The organism is Delftia sp. 11MD, assembly GCF_050907895.1.
GTDB lineage: Bacteria > Pseudomonadota > Gammaproteobacteria > Burkholderiales > Burkholderiaceae_C > Comamonas > Comamonas tsuruhatensis.
The window spans coordinates 354508-373875 of sequence record NZ_CP194333.1 but is presented as its reverse complement, the minus strand read 5'-3'; the positions used below and the strand labels follow the sequence as shown (position 1 = coordinate 373875).

Here is a 19368-nt window from a genome sequence, read left to right as displayed (position 1 = left end):
TACAGCACATTCCCAGGTCGCCTGCCACAGCACATGATCAGCCAAGACTGGATTACCTGATTTTGGAACATGCCTGATTGGATAGCCTGCCATTCAAATACATGCCTGTATCCAAGATGGGAAATTGCTTACATTTACAGGATGTATCTGACCCTGCATTTGATTGCCCTATAGCCATCGGCTTGTCTATGATCCCCGCTCACCAAGAGACGGGAGGCCGCCCCCAGGGCGGTTCATACAATGACACGCCGAGTCACCATCCATACGCCATTGGGCGATGAACTGCATTTCCGTGAATTGCGCGGCCAGGAAAACATCAGCCAGCTCTTCAGCCTTGATGTGGAAATGCTCAGCGAAAACGAAAGCATCGATCCCAAGGCCCTATTGGGCAAAAACGCCACCATAGAAATAGAAACCCAGGGCGGCGGCAGGCGCTTCATCGACGGCATCGTCACCCGCTTCGGCATGCAGGGCCAGGACCATCGCCACTACGCCTACAAGGCGCGGCTGAGTCCCTGGCTGTGGCTGGCCACGCGCAAGAGCGACTTTCGCATCTTCCAGAACCTCAACGTGCCCGACATCATCGAGCAGGTATTGGGCGTCTATGGCCATCCAATGCAAAGGAAACTCACGCGCGCCTATCGCAGTTGGGATTACTGCGTGCAATACAACGAAAGCGATTGCGACTTCGTCTCGCGATTGATGGAGCACGAAGGCATCTACTATTTCTTCGAGCACGCATCGGGCCGGCACACCCTGGTGCTGTGCGACGACATCATTGCCTCGCACGGCGCATTGCCCGGCGGCGAATCCATTCCCTTCTATCCCCCGGAAAAAGCCGCCGCAGGCGACCAGGAAAACATCCACGCCTGGCAGCTGGAGCAGGAAATCAAGCCGGGCCGCCATTACATCGACGACTACGACTTCAAAAAGCCCCGGGCCGAACTTTCCCACATGCGCCGCGATCCACCGGGCCATGCGCACGACGGCCATGAAACCTACGAATGGCCGGGCGGCTACACGGAGTACGGCGACGGAGATGCCTACATCCGCGTGCGCCTGAAGCAAGGCCTCACGGGCCGCAGCCGGGTGCGGGGCCAGTCCTGCCACCGGGCGCTGGCCACGGGCTACACCTTCAGCCTCTACAACTACCCGCGCGGCGACCAGAACCGGCAGTACCTGATCACGGGCCTGAGCTACCACCTCAAGGAGAATCCCCGCGTCAGTGCCGTCGCCCCGGGCGCCAAGGGCAGCGCCGCCGAAGACGGCTCCTTCCAGCGCTACGAACTGCAGGCCCAGCCCACCAGCCTGGCCTTCACGCCGCCGCGCACCACGCCCAAGCCGCGCACCACGGGCCCGCAGACCGCCGTCGTCGTGGGTCCGGCCGGAGAAGAAATCTGGACCGACGAATACGGCCGCATCAAGGTGCAGTTCCACTGGGACCGGCTGGGCAGCAAGGACCAGAACTCCAGCTGCTGGATCCGCGTGGCCACCAACTGGGCCGGCCCGGGCTTTGGCGCCATCTCGATCCCCCGCATAGGGCACGAGGTGGTGGTGGACTTTCTCAACGGCGACCCGGACTATCCCATCGTCACGGGCTGCGTCTACAACGCGGCCAACATGCCGCCCTGGGCGCTGCCGGCCAACGCCACGCAATCGGGCATCAAGACCCGATCGAGCAAGGGCGGTGCCGCAGGCGCGGGCATGAAGAACGGCCCGGGCGACGCCAACGCCATCCGCTTCGAGGACAAGGCCGGGCAAGAACAGCTGTGGCTGCATGCGCAAAAGGACCAGCTCACCGAGGTCGAGAACGACGAGGACAAATGGGTGGGCAACGACCGGCGCAAGACCATCGACCGGGACGAGACCAGCGTCATCCACCGCGACCGCACCGAGACCGTGGACCGTGACGAGACCATCACCGTGCACAACAACCGCACGGAGCGGGTGGACCATAACGAGAAGATCAGCATCGGCGACAACCGCAATGAAGACGTTGGCATCGACGAGAACATCTCCATCGGCAAGAACCGCAGCAAGACCATCGGCAAGACCGAGACCGACAAGATAGGCCAGAACTGGCACGTCACGGTCGGCCTGCTCAAGACCCAGACCATAGGCATGGCCTACATGCAGAACGTGGGTGGGATGAAGATGATGAACATCGGCGTCAACTACATGGAAAACATCGGCGTGGCCATGCAGACCCATGTGGGCATGAACCAGAGCCTCACCGTGGGGCAGGAGCGCCAGGTCAAGGTCGGCAGCAAGCAAAGCACCGAAGTGGGCTCGCAGTACTCGCTGACCGTGGGAGGAGGAGGCGGAGGTGGCAGTGGCGCGGGAGGTGGCGCCGGTGGCGGCATGGCCATGAACATCACGGCGCCCGGTGGGGGCGATGGCGGCGGTGGTGGTGGCGCAGGCGGAGGTGGCAAGGCCTCGCAGCTCACCATGGATGGGCAAAGCATCCAGCTCAATGCCGCCAAGATCCGGCTCGAAGCCCAGCAGGAAATCCTGCTGACCTGCGGCAAAAGCACCATCCGCATCACGCCCGGCGACATCCAGATCCTCTCGCCCATGGACCGGCTCAACTGCTGAGGCCCGCATGTCCTGCAGCCCCTGCATTCCCCGCATCTTCCGCATCCGCCGTCCCGTTCTCTCTCACCTCTCCAGGAGCAGCCTCGCATGAGTGGCCAACCCGCAGCCCGCATCACCGACAGCGTCGTCAAGGGCAAGATCGTCACCGGCTCGCGCACCGTGCTCATCGGCAGCCAGGGGGGCCTGGCCTGCTCCGTCTGCCCGGGCGGCATCACCGTCAGCTCCCCCGTCAACCCCCAGCTCGGCGCCAAGGTCCTGCTGGGCGCACAAGACCTGGACTTCGCCCTGCCATCGGCTGCGCTGCCCGTGGCCTGGCAGCGCCAGTACAGCAGCTACGTCAACCCCGAGCACGGCGCGGCCTGCGGGCTGCTGGGCCATGGCTGGCACCTGCTGCAGGAGCTCAGCATCCGCCTGCAGGAAGAGGCCACCTTGCTGCTGGACGCCAGCGGCCGCGTCATCACCTTCGACCAGCCTCTGGCCCCGGGCGGCCAGCTGCACAGTGCCAGCGAAGACATCTGGCTGCTGCGCGGCGGCAGCCCGGAGCCGGACGGCGGCACAGCGCCCTGGGCTGCGAACCCGCGCTGGTCGCATGTGGAGGCGGCGCTGGCGTGCAATCCCGAGGCCATCCTGGCCTTCAGCGGCGATGGCGACACCCTCTGGGGCTTTGGCCCCCCGCCCGGTGAGTCGGTCGATGGCCCCTGGCGCCTCATGGCCCAGATCGACCGCTTCGGACGCCGCCAGCTCTACCACTACAGCGACGGCAAGACCACGGCCCCGGACGTCAACGGCAGTCCGGAACCGCTGCCCGCAGGCCGCCTGGTCTCCCTGAGCGACGGCACAGGCCGGCGCTACCGCCTGCTGCACCAGCGCATCCACGGCGGCAAGGACGCGCAGGGCCTGAACGGACTGTGGGGCGCCGACGATGGCTGGCGCCTCATCGGGGTCGACCTCACGCAGGACCCGTTGCATCCCGTGTCCACCCCCATCGCTCCCATCACGCTCGTGCGCTACGGCTACAGCAGCGCAGGCGACCTCATCACCGTCCACGACCGCGCAGGCCAGCTCGTGCGCGAATTCGAATGGGACCACCACCGCATCAGCGCCCACCGCCATGCCAGCGGACCCTGGCACCGCTACCGCTACGAGAGCGCCCAGCCCGGCGCCCGCGTCATCGAACACAGCAACCAGGAAGGGCTGTCCTACCGCTTCGACTACCTCAGCCAACCGCCGGGCCCGGACGGCCAGCCGCGCGCGGCCACCCGCGTCAGCGACAGCCTGGATCGCATCGAGACCTACTACTTCGAAGGCACAGCGGGCCTGTCGCGCCTCATCGCCCACCACAAGGCCGACGGCAGCCGCTGGCTGCAAAGCTACGACAGCTTCGGCCGCCTGGCCTCTCGCACCGACCCGCTGGGCCGCAGCGTCCACCTCAGGCGCGACGGCCAGGGCCGGCTCATCGGCGTGCAACTGCCCGACGGGCGCAGCACCCAGCAGGAGCATGACGATGCCACGGGCCGCCTGCTCAGCACCACCGACACGGCAGGGGCCACCACCGGCTACCAATACGACGCCTGGGGCCGTCTCACCCAGATCACCCAGGCCGACGGCAGCACCGAGCGCTACCACTACCCCGACCCCAGGAAGCGCCGCTCACCTGCGACAGCCCCCGGCGCATCGAAGACGCCCAGGGCGGCAGCAAACAGCTGGCCTGGAGCGATGCGGGCCAACTGCTCAGCTACACCGACTGCTCGGGCCACAGCACGCACTACCACTACGACCGCTGGGGTGCGCTCATCGAAGTGGGCAACGCCCTGGGCCAGCGCCAACGCCACCAGCGCGACGGCCAGGGCCGCATCGTGGCCAGCGAACTGCCCAACGGCCAGATCGAGCGCTACCACTACGACAGCGCAGGCCACCTCACGCGCATCGAACCGGCCCAACCCCCGCTCACCCCTCTCATGGGGGGACAAAGCCCTGCTGCACCGGCCGCCGACCCCAGCATCCACCTGCGCTACGACCTCTGGGGCAGGCTGGTCCAGCGAACACATGGCGGCCTCACCCTGGCCTTCGAATACGACAGCGCTGGCCGCCTCACGCGTCTCGTCAACGAAAACGGAGCCCAAAGCCGCTTTGCCTGGGACGCGCTGGACCGGCTCGTGCAGGAAGAAGGGTTTGACCAGCGGCTGCAGCGCTACCGCTGGGATGCGGCAGGCCAGCTCATGGAAGCCACGGACGGCAACGCTGCACGGCAAAGCAGCAGCCACTACCGCTGGGACGAAGGCGGCAGATTGGTCGAACGCCAGCTGCCCGCCACGGCCCATGCGCCGGCCCAGACCCACCGCTACGAATGGGATGCGGCCGGACGCCTCATGGCCGCCAGCGTCTGGCAGCACACCGCAGAGAACACCATCCAACTGCAAAGCCGCATAGCACTGGAACGCGATGCCCTGGGCCGCATCACCGCAGAAGTGCAGCAGCTGTACCGGCCCGGCAAGCACAGCAACGGGGGCGGCGGCGCAGACCAGATCGAATACGAACACCGCATCGCCCACAGCCTGGATGCGCTGGGCGCACGCCAGCACAGCCAGCTGCAAGGCCTGGGAGAGATCGCCTGGCTCACCTACGGCTCAGGCCATGTGCACGGACTGCAGCTCAACGGCGCCGGCCTCATCGACTTCGAACGCGACGCCCTGCACCGCGAAGTCCGCCGCAGCCTGCACCCACCCACTCCCGCAGCAGATGCAGAAGCAGATGCAGACGCACACCACCCCCTGCAGGTGCAACGCCAATGGGACAGCATGGGCCGCCTCACGGCCCTGGGCACCACAGGCCTGCAAAGCATGGAAGGCAGGGAACACCTCGTCCAGCCCCTCATCGGCCAGATCCTTGGCCGCCGCTACCACTACGACAGCCTGGGCCAGCTCGTTGCCATCGAACAGGCCGGCGCCCCGGGCCAGGCCGCACAACTGCTGCGCTACGGCTACGACAGCGCCGGGCGCCTCAGAGCGGCCACCGACAGCCAGGACCCCCAGACCACCGCCCGCTGGCAGATCGACCCTGCCGGCAACCGCCTGCCAGCACTCGGTGCACCCGGTGCACCGGGCCAGACGAACACCCAGGACAGCTGGGCCGCCCAGGTCCACGCCCACTGGCGGCACACCGACTTCAACCTCATGGGCCTGGGCCACCTTGCAGGCCAGCGGCAAGGCCCCGTGCAGCGCTGGGAAGACAACCGCATCGGCTTCAGCGAAGACCGCGTCTGGCGCTACGACCCCTGCGGCAACCGCATCGCGCAAATGCATGCAGACCACAGCCAGCAGCAACTGCACTACGACGGAGCACACCAGCTCATCGCCGTGCGCAGCAGCCAGATCCAGGGCAACGCCGAGCAGTTGCGCCACCACAGCCGCTACACCTACGACGCCCTGGGCCGCAGGCTCAAGCAGCAAGTGGAAAGCGCAGACAGCAGCACCAACCCCGCCGGCACCCGCACCCACTACTACGGCTGGGACGGCGACCGCCTCATCCACACCGAGCGCCTGCAGCATGGCGATGACACGCGCCACATAGAACACACCATCTACGAACCCGGCAGCTTCACGCCCCTGGTGCGCCTGAGCACCACGGCCAGCGGCGACCCCCAAGACGAGCCCCACCTGCTGGTGCAAGCCATCGCCGCAGGCCTGCCCGACCAGGACGACCCCAACCACACGCCGGCCCTGGCCCTGATGCAAACCATGCTCGACGCCATGCCGCGCGACATGCAGCAAGACGCGGCCCGCCACCTGCGCCACACCCTGGACCACGGCCTGCCGTCCGGCGCCCAGGCCATGCTGGGCGAACAGGCCGAGGGCACGGCCCGCCTGCTCACCGGCATGCAGACCCAACTGCAGAAACAGGAAAAAGAACAGCACGCCCGCATCGCCATCCACCACTACCACTGCGACCATCTGGGCACGCCCATGGCCCTGACCGACCAACGGGGGCTAGTCACCTGGGCGGCCAAGCTGGACCCTTGGGGCAATGTGCTGCAGGAGTACAACCCGCAAGGCATCCACCAGGCGATCCGGCTGCCAGGGCAGCACCATGACAGGGAAACGGGGCTGTATTACAACCGGCATCGGTATTACGATCCGGTGGTGGGGAGTTATGTGAATCAGGATCCGATTGGTTGGTTAGGCGGAACTAATCATTTCAATTACCCTGAAAATCCATTGAATTGGATAGATCCGATGGGATTACGCTCAATTGGTCCCCCTGCGGCGGGAACATACTATCCACGAGGACAAATACCAAGACCTATTCCTCGTAGCGATCTGCCTCGTCGTGCAGCATATGAGGCTGCCGCGAACATGACGCAAACGCCAAATCCGGGGTATCCAGGGGATCCGCTTGATCTTCCATGTGTTGAATGGGATTGTTCTGATAAAAATTCACTTGCTTGCAAATCTGGCGATTCAAAAAAATCCACAGACTTCATTCCCCCTGCAAATTCAACTGCAGATCCTCCACAGGGATGCCGCTGCGTATCTGCAGGTAGAGATCCAGCGTATCAAATGCCATTTGATCCAAAAGTAGATCCATTCTCCAATGCTTATGATGTTAAAGATAATTGGAAGAAAGGGTTAGGGATTTTTCGACTGGGAAGATAATGAAAAAATTACTTTTCTTAATTGGTTGTTTCTTTATTGTTGTTACACTTGGATTGCCCGATGGAGTCAATATTCATACAGGTGTAAAATCGTCTCCATTCTATTTTATTTATTGGTTGGCGTTTCCGATTTTAGATTTTTTTGGAGAATGTGGTGGTATATTTTTGGGTGTGGTATTTATTATTTTTGCTATTTTTCCAAAAAATAAAAAAAATAAGTTACAGAAGGATGGAAATAAAAATAAATGAATGCGTTATATCGGATTTTTGGCATGTTTTATTAATTAACGGCTTGCACGAAATTCATAGAAATGCACGGAGTACGCACCCCATCCAGCGTGTCGACACAAACTAAAGATCAGTGGCGAAAAAGCTAATGAGAAATGTCTTCTCGTACAGCCCTCACAGCCCAAATCGCTACACATTCGACAGCAACAATCACAGCCTGCACCAAGCGGAACACCTGGAACACAATGGCCAGCGGCGATCCCCAAGACGAGCCTCACCTGCCGGGGCAAGCCATGACTGCGGGCATGCCGCAGGATAGCGACGACGACCACTAGGCACCAGCCCTGGCCCTCATGCAAACCACCCTCAGCGACGTGCCGAGGGACATGCAGCAAGAGGCCGCCCGCCACCTGCGCCACACCCTGGAGCACAGCCTGCAGCCCAGCGTCCAGGCGATCCTGGGCGAAGAGGCCGAGGGCACCACACGCCTACTGAGCGGCATGCAGGCAAAACTGCAGGAACAGGAGCGGCAACAGCGCATCGCCATCTCACTACCACTGCGACCAACTGGGCACGCCAATGGTCCTGACGGACCAGACCGGCCAAGTGGCCTGGGTAGCAAGCTGGATCCCTGGGGCAATGTGCTGCAGGAGTACAACCCGCAAGGCATCCTCCAGGCGATCCGGCTGCCAGGGCAGCACCATGACAGGGAAACGGGGCTGTATTACAACCGGCATCGGTATTACGATCCGGTGGTGGGGAGCTATATCAATCAGGATCCGATTGGGTTAGCGGGGGGATCTCATAATACTTCATACCCAAAATCACCAACTATCGCTATGGACCCTCTCGGTCTTTTTGATATTGCAGGAGGCGCTTTAGATTTGTGGGGTGTTGTTTCCGGAAGGAAATCCGCAAAAAAGAGATCGTGTAAATGTGATGCAATTTTAAAGAGAAAGCAGGCATATGAAGAGTTGGTAGCAAAACTCTCGCGAGGTACCCCGATGAGTGAATGGGATAACGAGGCACTAAGATATTTAGACAAACAAAGAAAAATAGATGCACTCACGGCCGCAGAGATCGGGTTTGAGTTTGGCTCAGACGCATTGATCGCTGCGGGAACTTCTGGTGGATTATCGGGAGCGAAAGCTGTTGCCGCGGAATACGGCGCAATGGTTAGCGCCACACCCAAAGGTTATGACAATTCAGCTCATGCAGCAGGGCGAGGGAATTGGACCATTTCAACATCTGATGAATGTGAATAAAATGAAAAAATATATTGCTGGTATTTTGCTGACTTCTTTCACGGTCACGGGTGCTATATATTTCTTTTACTCAAATACCAAAACCTCCGAATTCTGCATACCCAATAGCAAAAAATGCATAACCGTAAAAGGCAAATGGACTCTGCCTACTCAATTCGCAGACAAAGAATCACTACTTATTGTGAGCACACCATTTTTCAGCAAAAAGAATAGAAAAACTCTCGATATATATTTTCCTGCAGGAGAATTTGGCGGGCTTCTTGAAAGAAAAGACGCATTGATTGACTACAAATCCTATGACTGGGGAAGAGTTATGCAGTTCAATTTAAAAAACGAAGCCGTAAAAAATTTTAATTCAAGCGGCTTCTTTGAAGGAAAATTTTATGTGAAAGACAAACACGTAGTATTATCGTGCAACAACAATGACTGCTTGAACGATATAGTCTCTATTCACAATCCGAAATTGACAAAATAATTAATCAGCCTGCCTTCGCTGAACAAGCCCCAAGCATTCCAGGATGAACATGCTAATGCCGCATGAACCTCAGTCATACAGTTGCCCAGCAAAAATTGCTTATCCATAACATACGCAATTGAATTTCTGAATAATTTATTTACCATGCTGGTCGATAATTAATCGCATGGAGCCTGATGCTCACCATTCGATGCCGAATTTATCTTGATGGATATATTGTCTTGAGAAAGACAAATATATCTAACATTGATTTTGAAAATTTTTGAATAACACATTCCATTTCCAAGAGGGACGCACATGGCCTCCAACCCCACCCAAACCCTGATCCGCATCCTGCTCGCAACCCTGTCTCTCTCCGCAGCCACTGCCACTTACGCCGCGCAGTGCCCGCTGATTCCCGATGGCAATGCCACTCTGGAAGAGTCCGAGAGGGCTGCACTGCTCAGCGAGTTCAAGTTCGAGGCGCTGGACAAGGAGCTGGCCCGCAAGCACAAGAAGAATCTTTCCTCCTCGGGCGGGGACTTGTTGACCATGCGGGATCTGCTGGGACTGCAGCAACTGAGCCTGCAGGAAGAGAACGTGATGCGCATGTGGGCGGATCAGCAGCCCAAGTCGTTCTTTGCCCAGCTCAATGCGGGCCTCTATTACGGCAACAAGGCATTTGGCGCGCGTGGCGAGGCGCCGGCCTCCAGGGTGACGGGCAGCCAGTGGAACAGTGTCAAGCAGCTCAGCGCGAAGGCCCAGCCGTATCTGCAAAAGGCCATGGCGCTGGATGCCCGCTCGGCCTTGCCGCAGACGATGCTGATTGGATTGGCCGCGATGGAAAACCAGGTGGGTGGGCGTACTGCGGCGCAGTGGCTGCAGGCGGCCGATCAGGCCGATCCCAAGAACCTGGCGGCCCGCGTCAATGCCCTCAACTACCTGAGCCCGCGCTGGGGCGGGTCCTTGGAGGGCCTGGACCAAATGGTGTCACAGGCCGTGAAGTCGCTGCCATCGGCCAGCGCCGGCTATCTCCAATACAACCTGGTGCTTGCCAAGGCCAGCCATTACGAAGTCGTCGACAAGGACAAGAGCAAGGCCCAGGCCCTCTACAAACAGGCCAAGGACATGTGCGACAACTCGGAGGCCGCACGGGCGGGCATGGTCAGGACGTACCAGTAATCAGGAAACAAGGCAGGCCCAAAGGCCTGCCTTGTTTTATCGCCCACAGCCTGCGGGCACACACACCCTCAAAACGTCGCCGAAGGCAGATCCTGCCGACTGAACACCAGCGACACCTTGGCTTCTTCCGGAATGGGCGGCAGTGAAGCATCCCATTGCTGCCAGGCCGCGCGTAGCTCGGCCAGGCGCTGGGGCTCGCGGTCGCGCAGGTTGGCGCGTTCGCGCGGGTCCTGGGCCACGTTGAACAGGTATTCCACGCCTTCGATCTGCAGGTATTTCCAGTCGCCGCGCACCAGGGCGCGCTGGGCGCGGTGCTTCATGCGCCAGCACAGGTCGCGCTCGGGGTTCCAGGTACCGTCTTCCATCAGGGGCAGCAGGCTGACGCCGTCCAGCGGGTAGTCGGCGTGGCCGTCCACGCCCGCGGCGGCCAGGAAGGTGGCCGACCAGTCCATGGTCAGGTTGGGCGTGTCGCTGACGGCGCCTGCCGGCATGCGCTCGGGCCAGCGCGCCACCAGGGGCACACGGATGCCGCCTTCGAGCAGGTCCATCTTCTGGCCGATGAAGGGCCAGTTGTTGGAGAAACGTTCGCCGCCGTTGTCGCTGGTGAAGACGATGAGCGTGTTCTCGGCCATGCCCTTTTTCTCGAGCGCATCCAGCACCCAGCCAATGCCTTCGTCCATGTGGTGGATCATGCGCTGGTAGGTCTCGATGGTGCCGCCGTCGGTGTGCTTGCCGAAGCCGCCGATGCGCCGCGATTCCTCCAGGTCGTCGCGCGTGAGCCAGGGCCAGTGCGGGGCGCTGTAGTGCAGGGACAGGTAGAAGGGCTTGTCGGCCGTCTGGCGCTCGACGAAGTCCACGGCGCGGCGGCTAAGCAGGTCGGTGAGGTAGCCCTCTTCCTCGTGCGGCTCCTCGTTGATCCAGAAGTCGGGGCGGCCGCGCGGGTCGCAGTGGGCGAAGTAGTCGGCGCCGCCTGCGTGAAAGCCGTAGAACTCCTCGTAGCCCGACATGCGCGGGCCGAAATGCGGCGGGTAGCCCAGGTGCCATTTGCCGACCAGGGCGGTGGCGTAGCCGGCGTCGCGCAGCAGCGAGGCCACGGTGGGATGGTCGGGCGGCAGGCCCAGCACCTTGTCGCCGTGGACGCTGGCGATCGGCTCCTCGGCCGCGCCGCGCAGGCGGTACTGCCAGCGGCCCGTGGCCAGGGCAAAGCGTGTGGGCGAGCACACGGCCGAGTTGGAATAGCCGCGCGTGAAGCGCATGCCCTGCGCGGCCATGGCGTCCAGGCGAGGCGAGACATCGGTGGCGCGGCTGTGCGCATCGCGCGCGCCCGTGCAGCCGAGGTCGGCATAGCCGAGGTCATCGGCCAGGATGAAGATCAGATTGGGGCGCTGGGTTGCCATGGGAGCCAGAAGACAGTGGATGCGTTGGGAAAGGGAGTATCGCCAAAACGGCGATGCCTCAGGGCCACAGGCCCTGGTGGCGGCTTCAGTCGTTGGTCAGGTGGATGCGCTTGACCAGGGCGGCCCACTGCGCGGACTGTCCCTTGGCACGCGCCTGGGCCTCGGCCACGGTGGAGCCGACCATCTCGATGTCCAGGGCCTTGGCGCGTTCCTTTTGCTCGGGTGCGCGGATGGCCTCGTTCATGGCGTCGACAAAGCGCTTTTGCACGGCAGGCGGCACGCCCTTGGGTGCGGCCAGCAGGATCCAGAAGGTGCCGTCGAACTCGGGAAAGCCCGACTCGGCAATGGTCGGCAGCTCGGGCGCCAACGCCGAGCGCGTCTTGCCCGAGGTGGCCAGGGCGATCAGCTTGCCGCTCTGGACCTGGGGCAAGACCGTGGGGCCGGCCAGGAAGCCGCAGTCCACCTGGCCGCCCAGCAGGTCCTGCATGGCCGGCGCGGGGCCCTTGTAGGGCACATGGACCATCTTGGCGCCCGAGGTGGCCAGCAGCGATTCCATGACCAGGTGGCCCGGCGAGCCCGCGCCGCCCGAGGCATAGGTCAGCTCGCGCGTCTTGCTGGCGGCCACCATGTCCTTGACGGACTTGAAGCCCGTGCCCGGGCCGCAGACCAGGGTCTGCGAGAAGCGCGCGGCCACGACCAGGGTTTCCAGCGCGTCGGCCTTGTAGCCCATGTTCTTGTAGACATGGGGGTTGACGGTGAGCACGGGGTCCATGGCCCACAGCCAGGTGTAGCCATCGGGCGCGGAGCGCGCGACCTCGGCCGCGCCGATGTTGCCGTTGGCGCCCGGCTTGTTGTCCACGACCACGGCCTGGCCCAGCGCCGCCTGCATGGCGGCGGCCACGGGGCGCAGCGAGATGTCGGACGGGCCGGCCGGCGGATTGGGCACGACGATGCGGATGGGCCTGGCCTTGGGCCATTCCTGGGCCAGGGCGGGCGCCGCGCACAGGCCGGCGGCGACCAAAGCCAGGGCGGCACGCGCCAGGGCTGCGAGGGGGCTGGGCATACTTGTCTCCTTGTCGTTGTCTTGCGGCCAATGTACGCAGGCCGCCGACAATGCATCTAATCCATCATCCCTAGCGTAAACCCGAAACCGGCCCGCGAGTCCATGACCGACCTCCACCGCTGGCGCCACCCCGCCGTGCTCGACGACATGTTCCTCTACCACCTGGCGCGGCTGCAGGCGGCCGCTGGCAGCCGCGTGGTGCGCCTGTGCGAGGGCCGCTACGGCATCACGCGGCGCGAGTGGCGCATGCTCTGCCTGCTGGCCGAGGCCGGGCAGCTGCAGCCCTCGCAGCTGGCCGAGCAGGCGCAGCTGGACCGCACGCGCACCTCGCGCGCGGTCACGGCGCTGCTGGCCAAGGGCCTGGTGTGGAAAGAGAGCCAGGTGGGCGATGCGCGCCGCGCACTGCTGCGCCTGAGCGACACGGGCCGCGCCCTGCATGCCGAGCTGTTCCCGCAGGTGCAGGCCATCAACCGCGAGCTCATGGACGCCGTGCCCGAGCCCGAGCTGCAGGCCATGGCCAGCGCCTTTGCGCGCATCCGCGCCCGGGCGCGGGAGCTGGAGGCCAGCAGCCCGCCGCCCAAGGCGCCGCGCAACCGCAAGCGCACGGCCTCGACCTGACAGGGCCGACAGACAAGCATGCTCCAATGGCACGCAGATCAACTCTGCGGCCTTTCCCATGAAAGCTCTACTCCTCGGCCTGGCGGCCGCCATCTGCGCAAGCACCACCATGGCCGCACCGGCCACGGCCGTCCTTGGCGAAAAGCCGCTGCAGGCAACGGGGCCACTTGACCCACTGCGGGGTGTTCTGCTGATGCCAAGCCAAAGCGCGCCGCCGGTCGTACTGATCGTCCCCGGCTCAGGCCCCACCGACCGCAACGGCAACAGCCCGTTCGGCCTCAAAGCCTCGACCTACCAACTGCTCGCACAGGAACTGGCCACCCAGGGCATTGCCACCGTACGCATCGACAAACGTGGCATGTTCGAAAGCTACAAGGCCGTGGAGGACCCCAATGCCGTGACCATCCAGGCCTATGCCGAAGATGTGCACCACTGGGTGGACGCCATCCGAAGCGAGACCGGTGCCCAATGCGTCTGGGTGCTGGGACACAGTGAAGGTGGACTGGTCGCCCTGGAGGCTGGCCAGGGCCGCTCCGATATCTGCGGACTGATATTGGTAGCAGCTCCTGGTCGCCCAATGGGGCAGACGCTTCGGGAACAGCTCAAGGAAGACCCCGCCAATGCACCGATCCTGGACCAGGCGTTACCGGTCATCGAGGCTCTGGAAGCAGGCAGGCGCGTGGATACCCGCCAGATGGACAGGCCGCTCAACACCATGTTCCATGCCAGCGTACAAGGCTTTCTCATCAACACCTTCGCGCTGGACCCCGCTCGCCTGATAGCGGGCTATTCCAAACCCGTGCTCATCATTCAAGGTGAGCGCGACCTGCAGATCAAGCCAAAGGATGCTCAGCGTCTGGCCAAGGCTGCACCGAACGCCAAGCTTGTGCTGTTGCCCGCCACCAACCATGTGCTCAAGAAGGTGGAGACCAACGATCGCGCTGCCAATCTTGCAACCTATGACAAGGAGGGGCTGCCGCTAGTGCCCGGGGTTTCCAGCACCATTGCCCGGTTCATAACGTCAGCCACCGTGAAGCGATAGGCGAGCCGTTGGCTCACCCCTGCAGGTACACCACATGCGTGTGCGTGTACTCGTACAGGCCGTGCTTGCCATCAGCCCCGCCCACGCCGGACTTGCGCACGCCCGCATGGAAGCCCTGCATGGCCTCGAAGTTCTCGCGGTTGATGTAGGTCTCGCCGAAGTCGATCTCGCGCATGGCCTGCATGGCCTTGGACAGGTCACGCGTGTACAGCGACGAGGTCAGGCCGTACTCGCAATCATTGGCCAGGGCGATGGCCTCGTCCAGGTCCTCCACCACCTGGATGGGCAGCACGGGGCCGAAGATTTCCTTGCGCATGATCTCCATGCCGGCATGGCAGCCGGCCAGCACCGTGGGCTGGAAGTGAAAGCCCGCGCCCAGGTCTGCGGCCTGCCCGCCCGTGACCAGTTGCGCGCCGTCGGCGATGGCCTGGCGCACCTTGGCCTGTACGCTGTCCAGGCCCTTTTGGTTGATCAGCGGGCCCATTTCCACGTCGGGCCGCGCAATCGGGTCGCCGTAGCGCGTGGCGGCCATGGCTTGGGCGATGCGGGCCGTGAACTCGTCGGCCACCTGGCGCTGCACGTAGACGCGTTCGGCGCAGTTGCAGACCTGGCCGGTGTTGATGATGCGCGAGTCGCGGATGGCGCGCACGGCCAGGTCCAGGTCGGCATCGGCCAGCACGATGGCCGGGGCCTTGCCGCCCAGCTCCAGGTTGAGCTTGGTGATGTGGGGCGCGGAGGCTGCGGCGATGCGCTCGCCCGTGGCCACGCTGCCCGTGAAGCTGACCATGTCCACGCCCGCATGCCCGGCCAGCGCAGCGCCCGTGCTGCCCTGGCCATAGACCACGTTAAACACGCCGGCCGGCAGCTCGCACTGGGCCAGCAGCTCGGTGAAGGCGTGGCAGTTGATGGGCGTTTCCTCGCTGGGCTTGATGACGATGGTGTTGCCCGTGAGCAGGGCCGGCGCCATCTTGCGGGCGATCAGGAAGAAGGGAAAGTTCCAGGGCAGGATGCCCGCGACCACGCCCAGCGGCTTGCGCAGCAAAAAGATCTGCTCGTTGGCCCGGTCGCTGGTGATGACCTCGCCCTCGATGCGGCGTGCCCATTCGGCCATGTAGTCCAGATAGTCGGCGGTGAAGTTCACCTCGACCTCGGCCAGGCCCAGGACCTTGCCCTGCTCCTCGGTGATGGTGCGCGCAATGCGCGCGGCGTTGTCGCGGATGCGGGCCGCCACGCGGCGCAGGTACTGCGCGCGCTCCACGGCCGGGCGGCGCGCCCAGGCCTTGTGGGCGCCGCGCGCGGCGGCGATGGCGCGGTCCACATCGGCCTGGCTGGACAGGGGCGAGCGCGCCAGCACCGCGCCCGTGGCGGGGTTGGTCACCTCATGCAGTTCGGCGCTGTCGGTGAAGCTGCCGGCGATGAAATTGCGCAGCACGGTAGGGGATGCCATGGAGTTCTCCTTGGGTTCAGTAGGTGCGGAATGCAGGGGCCGCCTGGTCCGTGGCTTGCGTGGCGCGATAGCGCCCCAGATTGGCCAGCGCGGCCTGGCGCAGCAGGCTGATGTCTATGCCCACGGCGATGAAGCGGCAGCCCCAGTCCGCATAGCGGCGCGCATCCTCCTCGCGCGGCGCGAGGATGCCGCAGGCCTTGCCGGCAGCCAGCGTGGCCTCGACGGTGCGGCGTATGGCGTCCTGCACCTCGCCCTGGCTGGCGTCGCCCGCATGGCCCATGCCCGTGGACAGGTCGGCCGGGCCGATGAAGACGGCGTCCACGCCATCGACGGCCGCGATCTCGGCGGCGTTGGCCACGCCCCGGGGCGACTCGATCTGGACGATCAGGCACAGCTGTTCATGCGCCGTGCGGATGTAGTCGGGCACGGCATCCCAGCGCGTGGCCCGCGTCAGGCCGCCGCCCACCCCGCGCACGCCATGGGGCGGGTAGCGCATGGCGCGCACCAGCTCGCGCGCCTGTTCGGCCGTCTCCACCATGGGCACCATCAGCGTCTGCACGCCCACGTCCAGCAGTTGCTTGATGAGCACGGTGTCGCCCTGCACGGCGCGCACCACCGGGTGCGTGGCATAGGGCGCCACGGCCTGCAGCTGGCCCAGCAGCGTGGGCACGGTGTTGGGGGCATGCTCGCCATCGACCAGCATCCAGTCATAGCCCGTGGTGGCGATGATCTCGGCCGCATAGGGCGTGGCAAAGCCGGCCCAGATGCCGTACAGCGGCTCGGCGCGCCGCAGCGCGGCCTTGAAGGGGTTGGCAGGCAGTTGCATGGCGGGCTCCTTCAGTGCGTGTACGGGCGGTGCAGGGCGCACTCGGGATTGAGCTCCACGCCGAAGCCAGGCTTGTCCAGCGCCGACAGGCGCATGCGGCCGTTGACGGGCACGGGCTCGCCCAGCAGCTGCGGATGGAACATGGGCACGACCTCGTCGGCCTTGGGGGCCATCATCAGGAACTCGGCAAACGGGCTGTTGTGGCGCGTGGCCACGAAGTGGTAGCTGTAGACGCTGGAGCCATGCGGAATGACCAGGGCCTGGTGGGCATCGGCCAGGGCCGAGATCTTGAGCAGCTCGGTGATGCCGCCGCACCAGCCCACGTCGGGCTGGATGATGTCGCAGCAGCCCATCTCCAGCAGCTGGCGAAAGCCCCAGCGCGTGGCCTCGTGCTCGCCCGTGGTCACCAGCATGCCGGTGGGCACGTTCTTGCGCAGGGCCGCGTAGCCCCAGTAGTCGTCGGGCGGCAGGGCCTCCTCGATCCACTTGAGGCCATGGGCCTGCGCACCCTGGGCCAGGCGCGTGGCGTAGTTCACATCCAGGCTCATCCAGCAGTCCAGCATGAGCCAGAAGTCCGGGCCCACGCGCTCGCGCATGGTGGCCAGCTCCTGCAGGTTGCGGCGCAGGCCCTCCTCCCCTTCGGCCGGGCCGTGGTGCAGCGGCATCTTGCCGCCGATGAAGCCCATCTTCTGCGCCAGGTCGGGCCGCGCGCCCGTGGCGTAGAACTGCAGCTCGTCGCGCACGGCGCCGCCCAGCAGCTGGTGCACTGGCTCGCCGCGCACCTTGCCCAGCAGGTCCCACAGCGCCAGGTCCACGCCCGAGATGGTGTTGATGACGATGCCCTTGCGGCCGTAGTACAGGGTGGACAGGTACATCTGGTCCCAGATGCGCTCGATGTCGGTGACCCGGGCGCCTTCGAGGAAACGCGCCAGGTGCTTTTCGACGATGTAGGCCGCAGGCTCGCCGCCCGTGGTCACGGCAAAGCCCACGCGTCCGGCACTGTCCTCGATCTCCACCACCAGCGTGCCCAGCACGTTGATGCCGAAGCTGCGGCGGCTTTGCCGGTACTCGGGGTACTTGGCCATGGGCGTGGCGATGTGGTCGTCGATCCAGTGGCCGTCGGACTGGTCGTGGTAGTCGGCGCCGCCGCCCTTGAGCGTGAAGGCGCGCACCTGCTTGATGGTGGGGATCTGTGTCATGGGATGGTTGTGCTCCGTGTGCAAGTGGTTCAGGCGGCCGACGGTGCGGCCAGGGCCGGCGCCAGGCGTGCACGCACGCCCAGCACCAGGGCCGCAGCCAGCAGCGTGGTGCCGGCCAGCAGGTACAGGCCGGCAGCCGGGGAGTGGAAAAAGCCCTCGGCCCAGTTCTTGACGATGGGGGCGATGAAACCGCCCACGGCGCCGAGGGAGTTGATGAAGGCGATGCCCCCAGCGGCCGCAGCGCCGGCCAGCGTGTTGGCGGGAAAGGTCCAGAACACGGGCTGCACGGCGATGAAACCGGCCGCCGCTAGGCACAGCGCGGCCACACCCAGCAGGGGGCTGGAGAAACTCACCGATGCAGCCATGCCCACGGCAGCCATCACCAGCGTCAGGCTGGCGATACCGCGCGGCTGGCCTGTTCGCTCGGCATGGCCGGGAATCCACCAGGCGGCCAGCAGCGCGCACAGCCAGGGAATGGCCGAGACCACGCCCACCAGCAGGCCCACCTTGGTGCCCAGCAGGCCCGCCACCTGGCTGGGCAGATAGAACACCACGCCATAGACGCTGGCCTGGATCAGCAGGTAGATCAGCGCCAGGTAGAGCACGCGCGGCTGGCACAGCGCGGCCAGCAGGCTGTGGCCGTGGCCGCCCTTGGCGCGCTCTTCGCTGTCGAGGATGTCCTGCAGCAGCGCCTTGTCCTCGCGGCTGAGCCAGGTGGCGTCGGCGGGGCGGTTGTCCAGGTGGAAATACGCCCAGATGCCCACGGCCACCGCCATCAGCCCCTCCACCGCGAACAGCCACTGCCAGCCGTGCCAGCCACCGATGCCGTCCAGCTCCAGCAGCAGGCCCGATAGCGGGCTGCCGAAGATGAAGGCCAGCGGCGCGCCGAAGTAGAAAAAGCCCATGGCCTGCGCGCGGTGCGCTGCCGGGAACCAGTAGGTCAGGTACAGGATGACGCCGGGGAAGAACCCCGCCTCGGCCACGCCCAGCAAAAAGCGCAGCACGTAGAACGTGGTCTGGTCGTGGGCGAACATCATGGCCGCCGACACCAGGCCCCAGGTGACCATGATCCGGCACATCCACATGCGTGCACCCACGCGGTGCATGATCAGGTTGCTGGGCACCTCCAGCAGCGCATAGCCCGCGAAGAACACGCCCGCGCCAAAGGCGAAGGCCGCATCGCTGATGCCGGTATCGGCCTGGAAGGCCACCTTGGCAAAGCCCACGTTGGCCCGGTCCAGGAAGGCCATGATGTACATGAGCAGCAAAAAGGGCAGCAGGCGCCAGGAGATCCTGGCGAGCAGGGGAGCGGGGAGTTTTTTCATGACTTTCCTTGCAGGCAATGAGAGGCCGTCACGCCCGGTCGCCCGGAGCGCTGAAGGCGTGCTTTGTGAAGGTGCG

The 19368-nt window shown here is 64.2% G+C and carries 12 protein-coding genes and 2 pseudogenes; 8 read left to right on the top strand and 6 right to left on the bottom strand.

From position 1 onward, the window contains the following. Window positions 1–240 precede the first annotated feature (240 nt). From tssI to ACRSCF_RS01620, 6 genes and pseudogenes are all read left to right on the top strand, one after another. The gene (tssI, locus tag ACRSCF_RS01645; RefSeq protein ID WP_432675182.1) at window positions 241–2595 is read left to right on the top strand and encodes a type VI secretion system tip protein TssI/VgrG; all 2355 of its coding nucleotides are present in this window, start codon (window positions 241–243) and stop codon (window positions 2593–2595) included. Between the two features lie 87 nt (window positions 2596–2682). Further along, window positions 2683–7247, top strand: a pseudogene (locus tag ACRSCF_RS01640) (RHS repeat-associated core domain-containing protein). Further along, the gene (locus ACRSCF_RS01635; protein WP_128422766.1) at window positions 7247–7495 is read left to right on the top strand and encodes a hypothetical protein; all 249 of its coding nucleotides are present in this window, start codon (window positions 7247–7249) and stop codon (window positions 7493–7495) included. Before ACRSCF_RS01640 ends, ACRSCF_RS01635 begins: the two are co-directional and overlap by 1 nt. Window positions 7496–7713: 218 nt before the next feature. Then, window positions 7714–8739, top strand: a pseudogene (locus ACRSCF_RS01630) (RHS repeat-associated core domain-containing protein); the annotation flags it as partial. Continuing rightward, a complete protein-coding gene (locus tag ACRSCF_RS01625) occupies window positions 8687–9214 on the top strand; it encodes a hypothetical protein (RefSeq protein ID WP_244451736.1) in 528 nt (175 codons plus the stop codon). The pseudogene ACRSCF_RS01630 and the gene ACRSCF_RS01625, both read left to right, overlap by 53 nt. Before the next feature lie 297 nt (window positions 9215–9511). Further along, window positions 9512–10375 carry a DUF4034 domain-containing protein gene (locus tag ACRSCF_RS01620; RefSeq protein WP_034368739.1) on the top strand — a complete coding sequence of 288 codons (864 nt, stop codon included), beginning with the start codon at window positions 9512–9514 and terminating at the stop codon, window positions 10373–10375. A gap of 68 nt (window positions 10376–10443) precedes the next feature. Here the strand turns inward: ACRSCF_RS01620 and ACRSCF_RS01615 are convergent, their stop codons facing one another. Both ACRSCF_RS01615 and ACRSCF_RS01610 read right to left on the bottom strand, forming a co-directional pair. Then, window positions 10444–11772, bottom strand: coding sequence for a sulfatase family protein (locus ACRSCF_RS01615; protein ID WP_034368742.1), 1329 nt, complete (start codon window positions 11770–11772; stop codon window positions 10444–10446). Between the two features lie 85 nt (window positions 11773–11857). Beyond that, window positions 11858–12835, bottom strand: coding sequence for a tripartite tricarboxylate transporter substrate binding protein (locus ACRSCF_RS01610; RefSeq protein WP_034368745.1), 978 nt, complete (start codon window positions 12833–12835; stop codon window positions 11858–11860). Window positions 12836–12937: 102 nt separating this feature from the next. Between ACRSCF_RS01610 and ACRSCF_RS01605 the strand changes: the two genes are divergently transcribed. Continuing rightward, on the top strand, window positions 12938–13453 hold the full coding sequence (locus tag ACRSCF_RS01605; RefSeq protein WP_016452095.1) for a MarR family winged helix-turn-helix transcriptional regulator: 516 nt from the start codon (window positions 12938–12940) through the stop codon (window positions 13451–13453). Window positions 13454–13511: 58 nt separating this feature from the next. Next, a complete protein-coding gene (locus ACRSCF_RS01600) occupies window positions 13512–14495 on the top strand; it encodes an alpha/beta hydrolase (protein WP_034368747.1) in 984 nt (327 codons plus the stop codon). A gap of 13 nt (window positions 14496–14508) precedes the next feature. Here the strand turns inward: ACRSCF_RS01600 and aldA are convergent, their stop codons facing one another. Genes aldA through ACRSCF_RS01580 form a run of 4 tightly spaced genes read right to left on the bottom strand, consistent with a single transcriptional unit; the run spans window position 14509 to window position 19292 of the window. Further along, complete coding sequence (gene aldA / locus ACRSCF_RS01595) at window positions 14509–15942, bottom strand: aldehyde dehydrogenase (RefSeq protein ID WP_244387734.1); 1434 nt, start codon at window positions 15940–15942, stop codon at window positions 14509–14511. Window positions 15943–15958: 16 nt separating this feature from the next. Further along, window positions 15959–16768: an HpcH/HpaI aldolase family protein gene (locus ACRSCF_RS01590; RefSeq protein WP_034368748.1), complete on the bottom strand. Its 810-nt coding sequence runs from the start codon at window positions 16766–16768 to the stop codon at window positions 15959–15961. Between the two features lie 11 nt (window positions 16769–16779). After that, window positions 16780–17967 (bottom strand): L-rhamnonate dehydratase, encoded by a 1188-nt coding sequence (gene rhmD, locus ACRSCF_RS01585; RefSeq protein ID WP_043823180.1) that lies wholly within the window; start codon window positions 17965–17967, stop codon window positions 16780–16782. A gap of 29 nt (window positions 17968–17996) precedes the next feature. Further along, window positions 17997–19292: an MFS transporter gene (locus ACRSCF_RS01580; RefSeq protein ID WP_034368750.1), complete on the bottom strand. Its 1296-nt coding sequence runs from the start codon at window positions 19290–19292 to the stop codon at window positions 17997–17999. Window positions 19293–19368: the final 76 nt, after the last annotated feature.

Bases quoted from the DNA above. Each gene is read 5' to 3' on its own strand.
- ACRSCF_RS01590 (WP_034368748.1), bottom strand. From the start codon at position 16,768: ATGCAACTGCCTGCCAACCCCTTCAAGGCCGCGCTGCGGCGCGCCGAG.
- aldA (WP_244387734.1), bottom strand. From the start codon at position 15,942: ATGGCATCCCCTACCGTGCTGCGCAATTTCATCGCCGGCAGCTTCACC.
- ACRSCF_RS01610 (WP_034368745.1), bottom strand. From the start codon at position 12,835: ATGCCCAGCCCCCTCGCAGCCCTGGCGCGTGCCGCCCTGGCTTTGGTC.
- ACRSCF_RS01580 (WP_034368750.1), bottom strand. From the start codon at position 19,292: ATGAAAAAACTCCCCGCTCCCCTGCTCGCCAGGATCTCCTGGCGCCTG.
- rhmD (WP_043823180.1), bottom strand. From the start codon at position 17,967: ATGACACAGATCCCCACCATCAAGCAGGTGCGCGCCTTCACGCTCAAG.
- ACRSCF_RS01615 (WP_034368742.1), bottom strand. From the start codon at position 11,772: ATGGCAACCCAGCGCCCCAATCTGATCTTCATCCTGGCCGATGACCTC.
- ACRSCF_RS01625 (WP_244451736.1), top strand. From the start codon at position 8,687: ATGCAGCAGGGCGAGGGAATTGGACCATTTCAACATCTGATGAATGTG.
- ACRSCF_RS01635 (WP_128422766.1), top strand. From the start codon at position 7,247: ATGAAAAAATTACTTTTCTTAATTGGTTGTTTCTTTATTGTTGTTACA.
- tssI (WP_432675182.1), top strand. From the start codon at position 241: ATGACACGCCGAGTCACCATCCATACGCCATTGGGCGATGAACTGCAT.
- ACRSCF_RS01600 (WP_034368747.1), top strand. From the start codon at position 13,512: ATGAAAGCTCTACTCCTCGGCCTGGCGGCCGCCATCTGCGCAAGCACC.
- ACRSCF_RS01605 (WP_016452095.1), top strand. From the start codon at position 12,938: ATGACCGACCTCCACCGCTGGCGCCACCCCGCCGTGCTCGACGACATG.
- ACRSCF_RS01620 (WP_034368739.1), top strand. From the start codon at position 9,512: ATGGCCTCCAACCCCACCCAAACCCTGATCCGCATCCTGCTCGCAACC.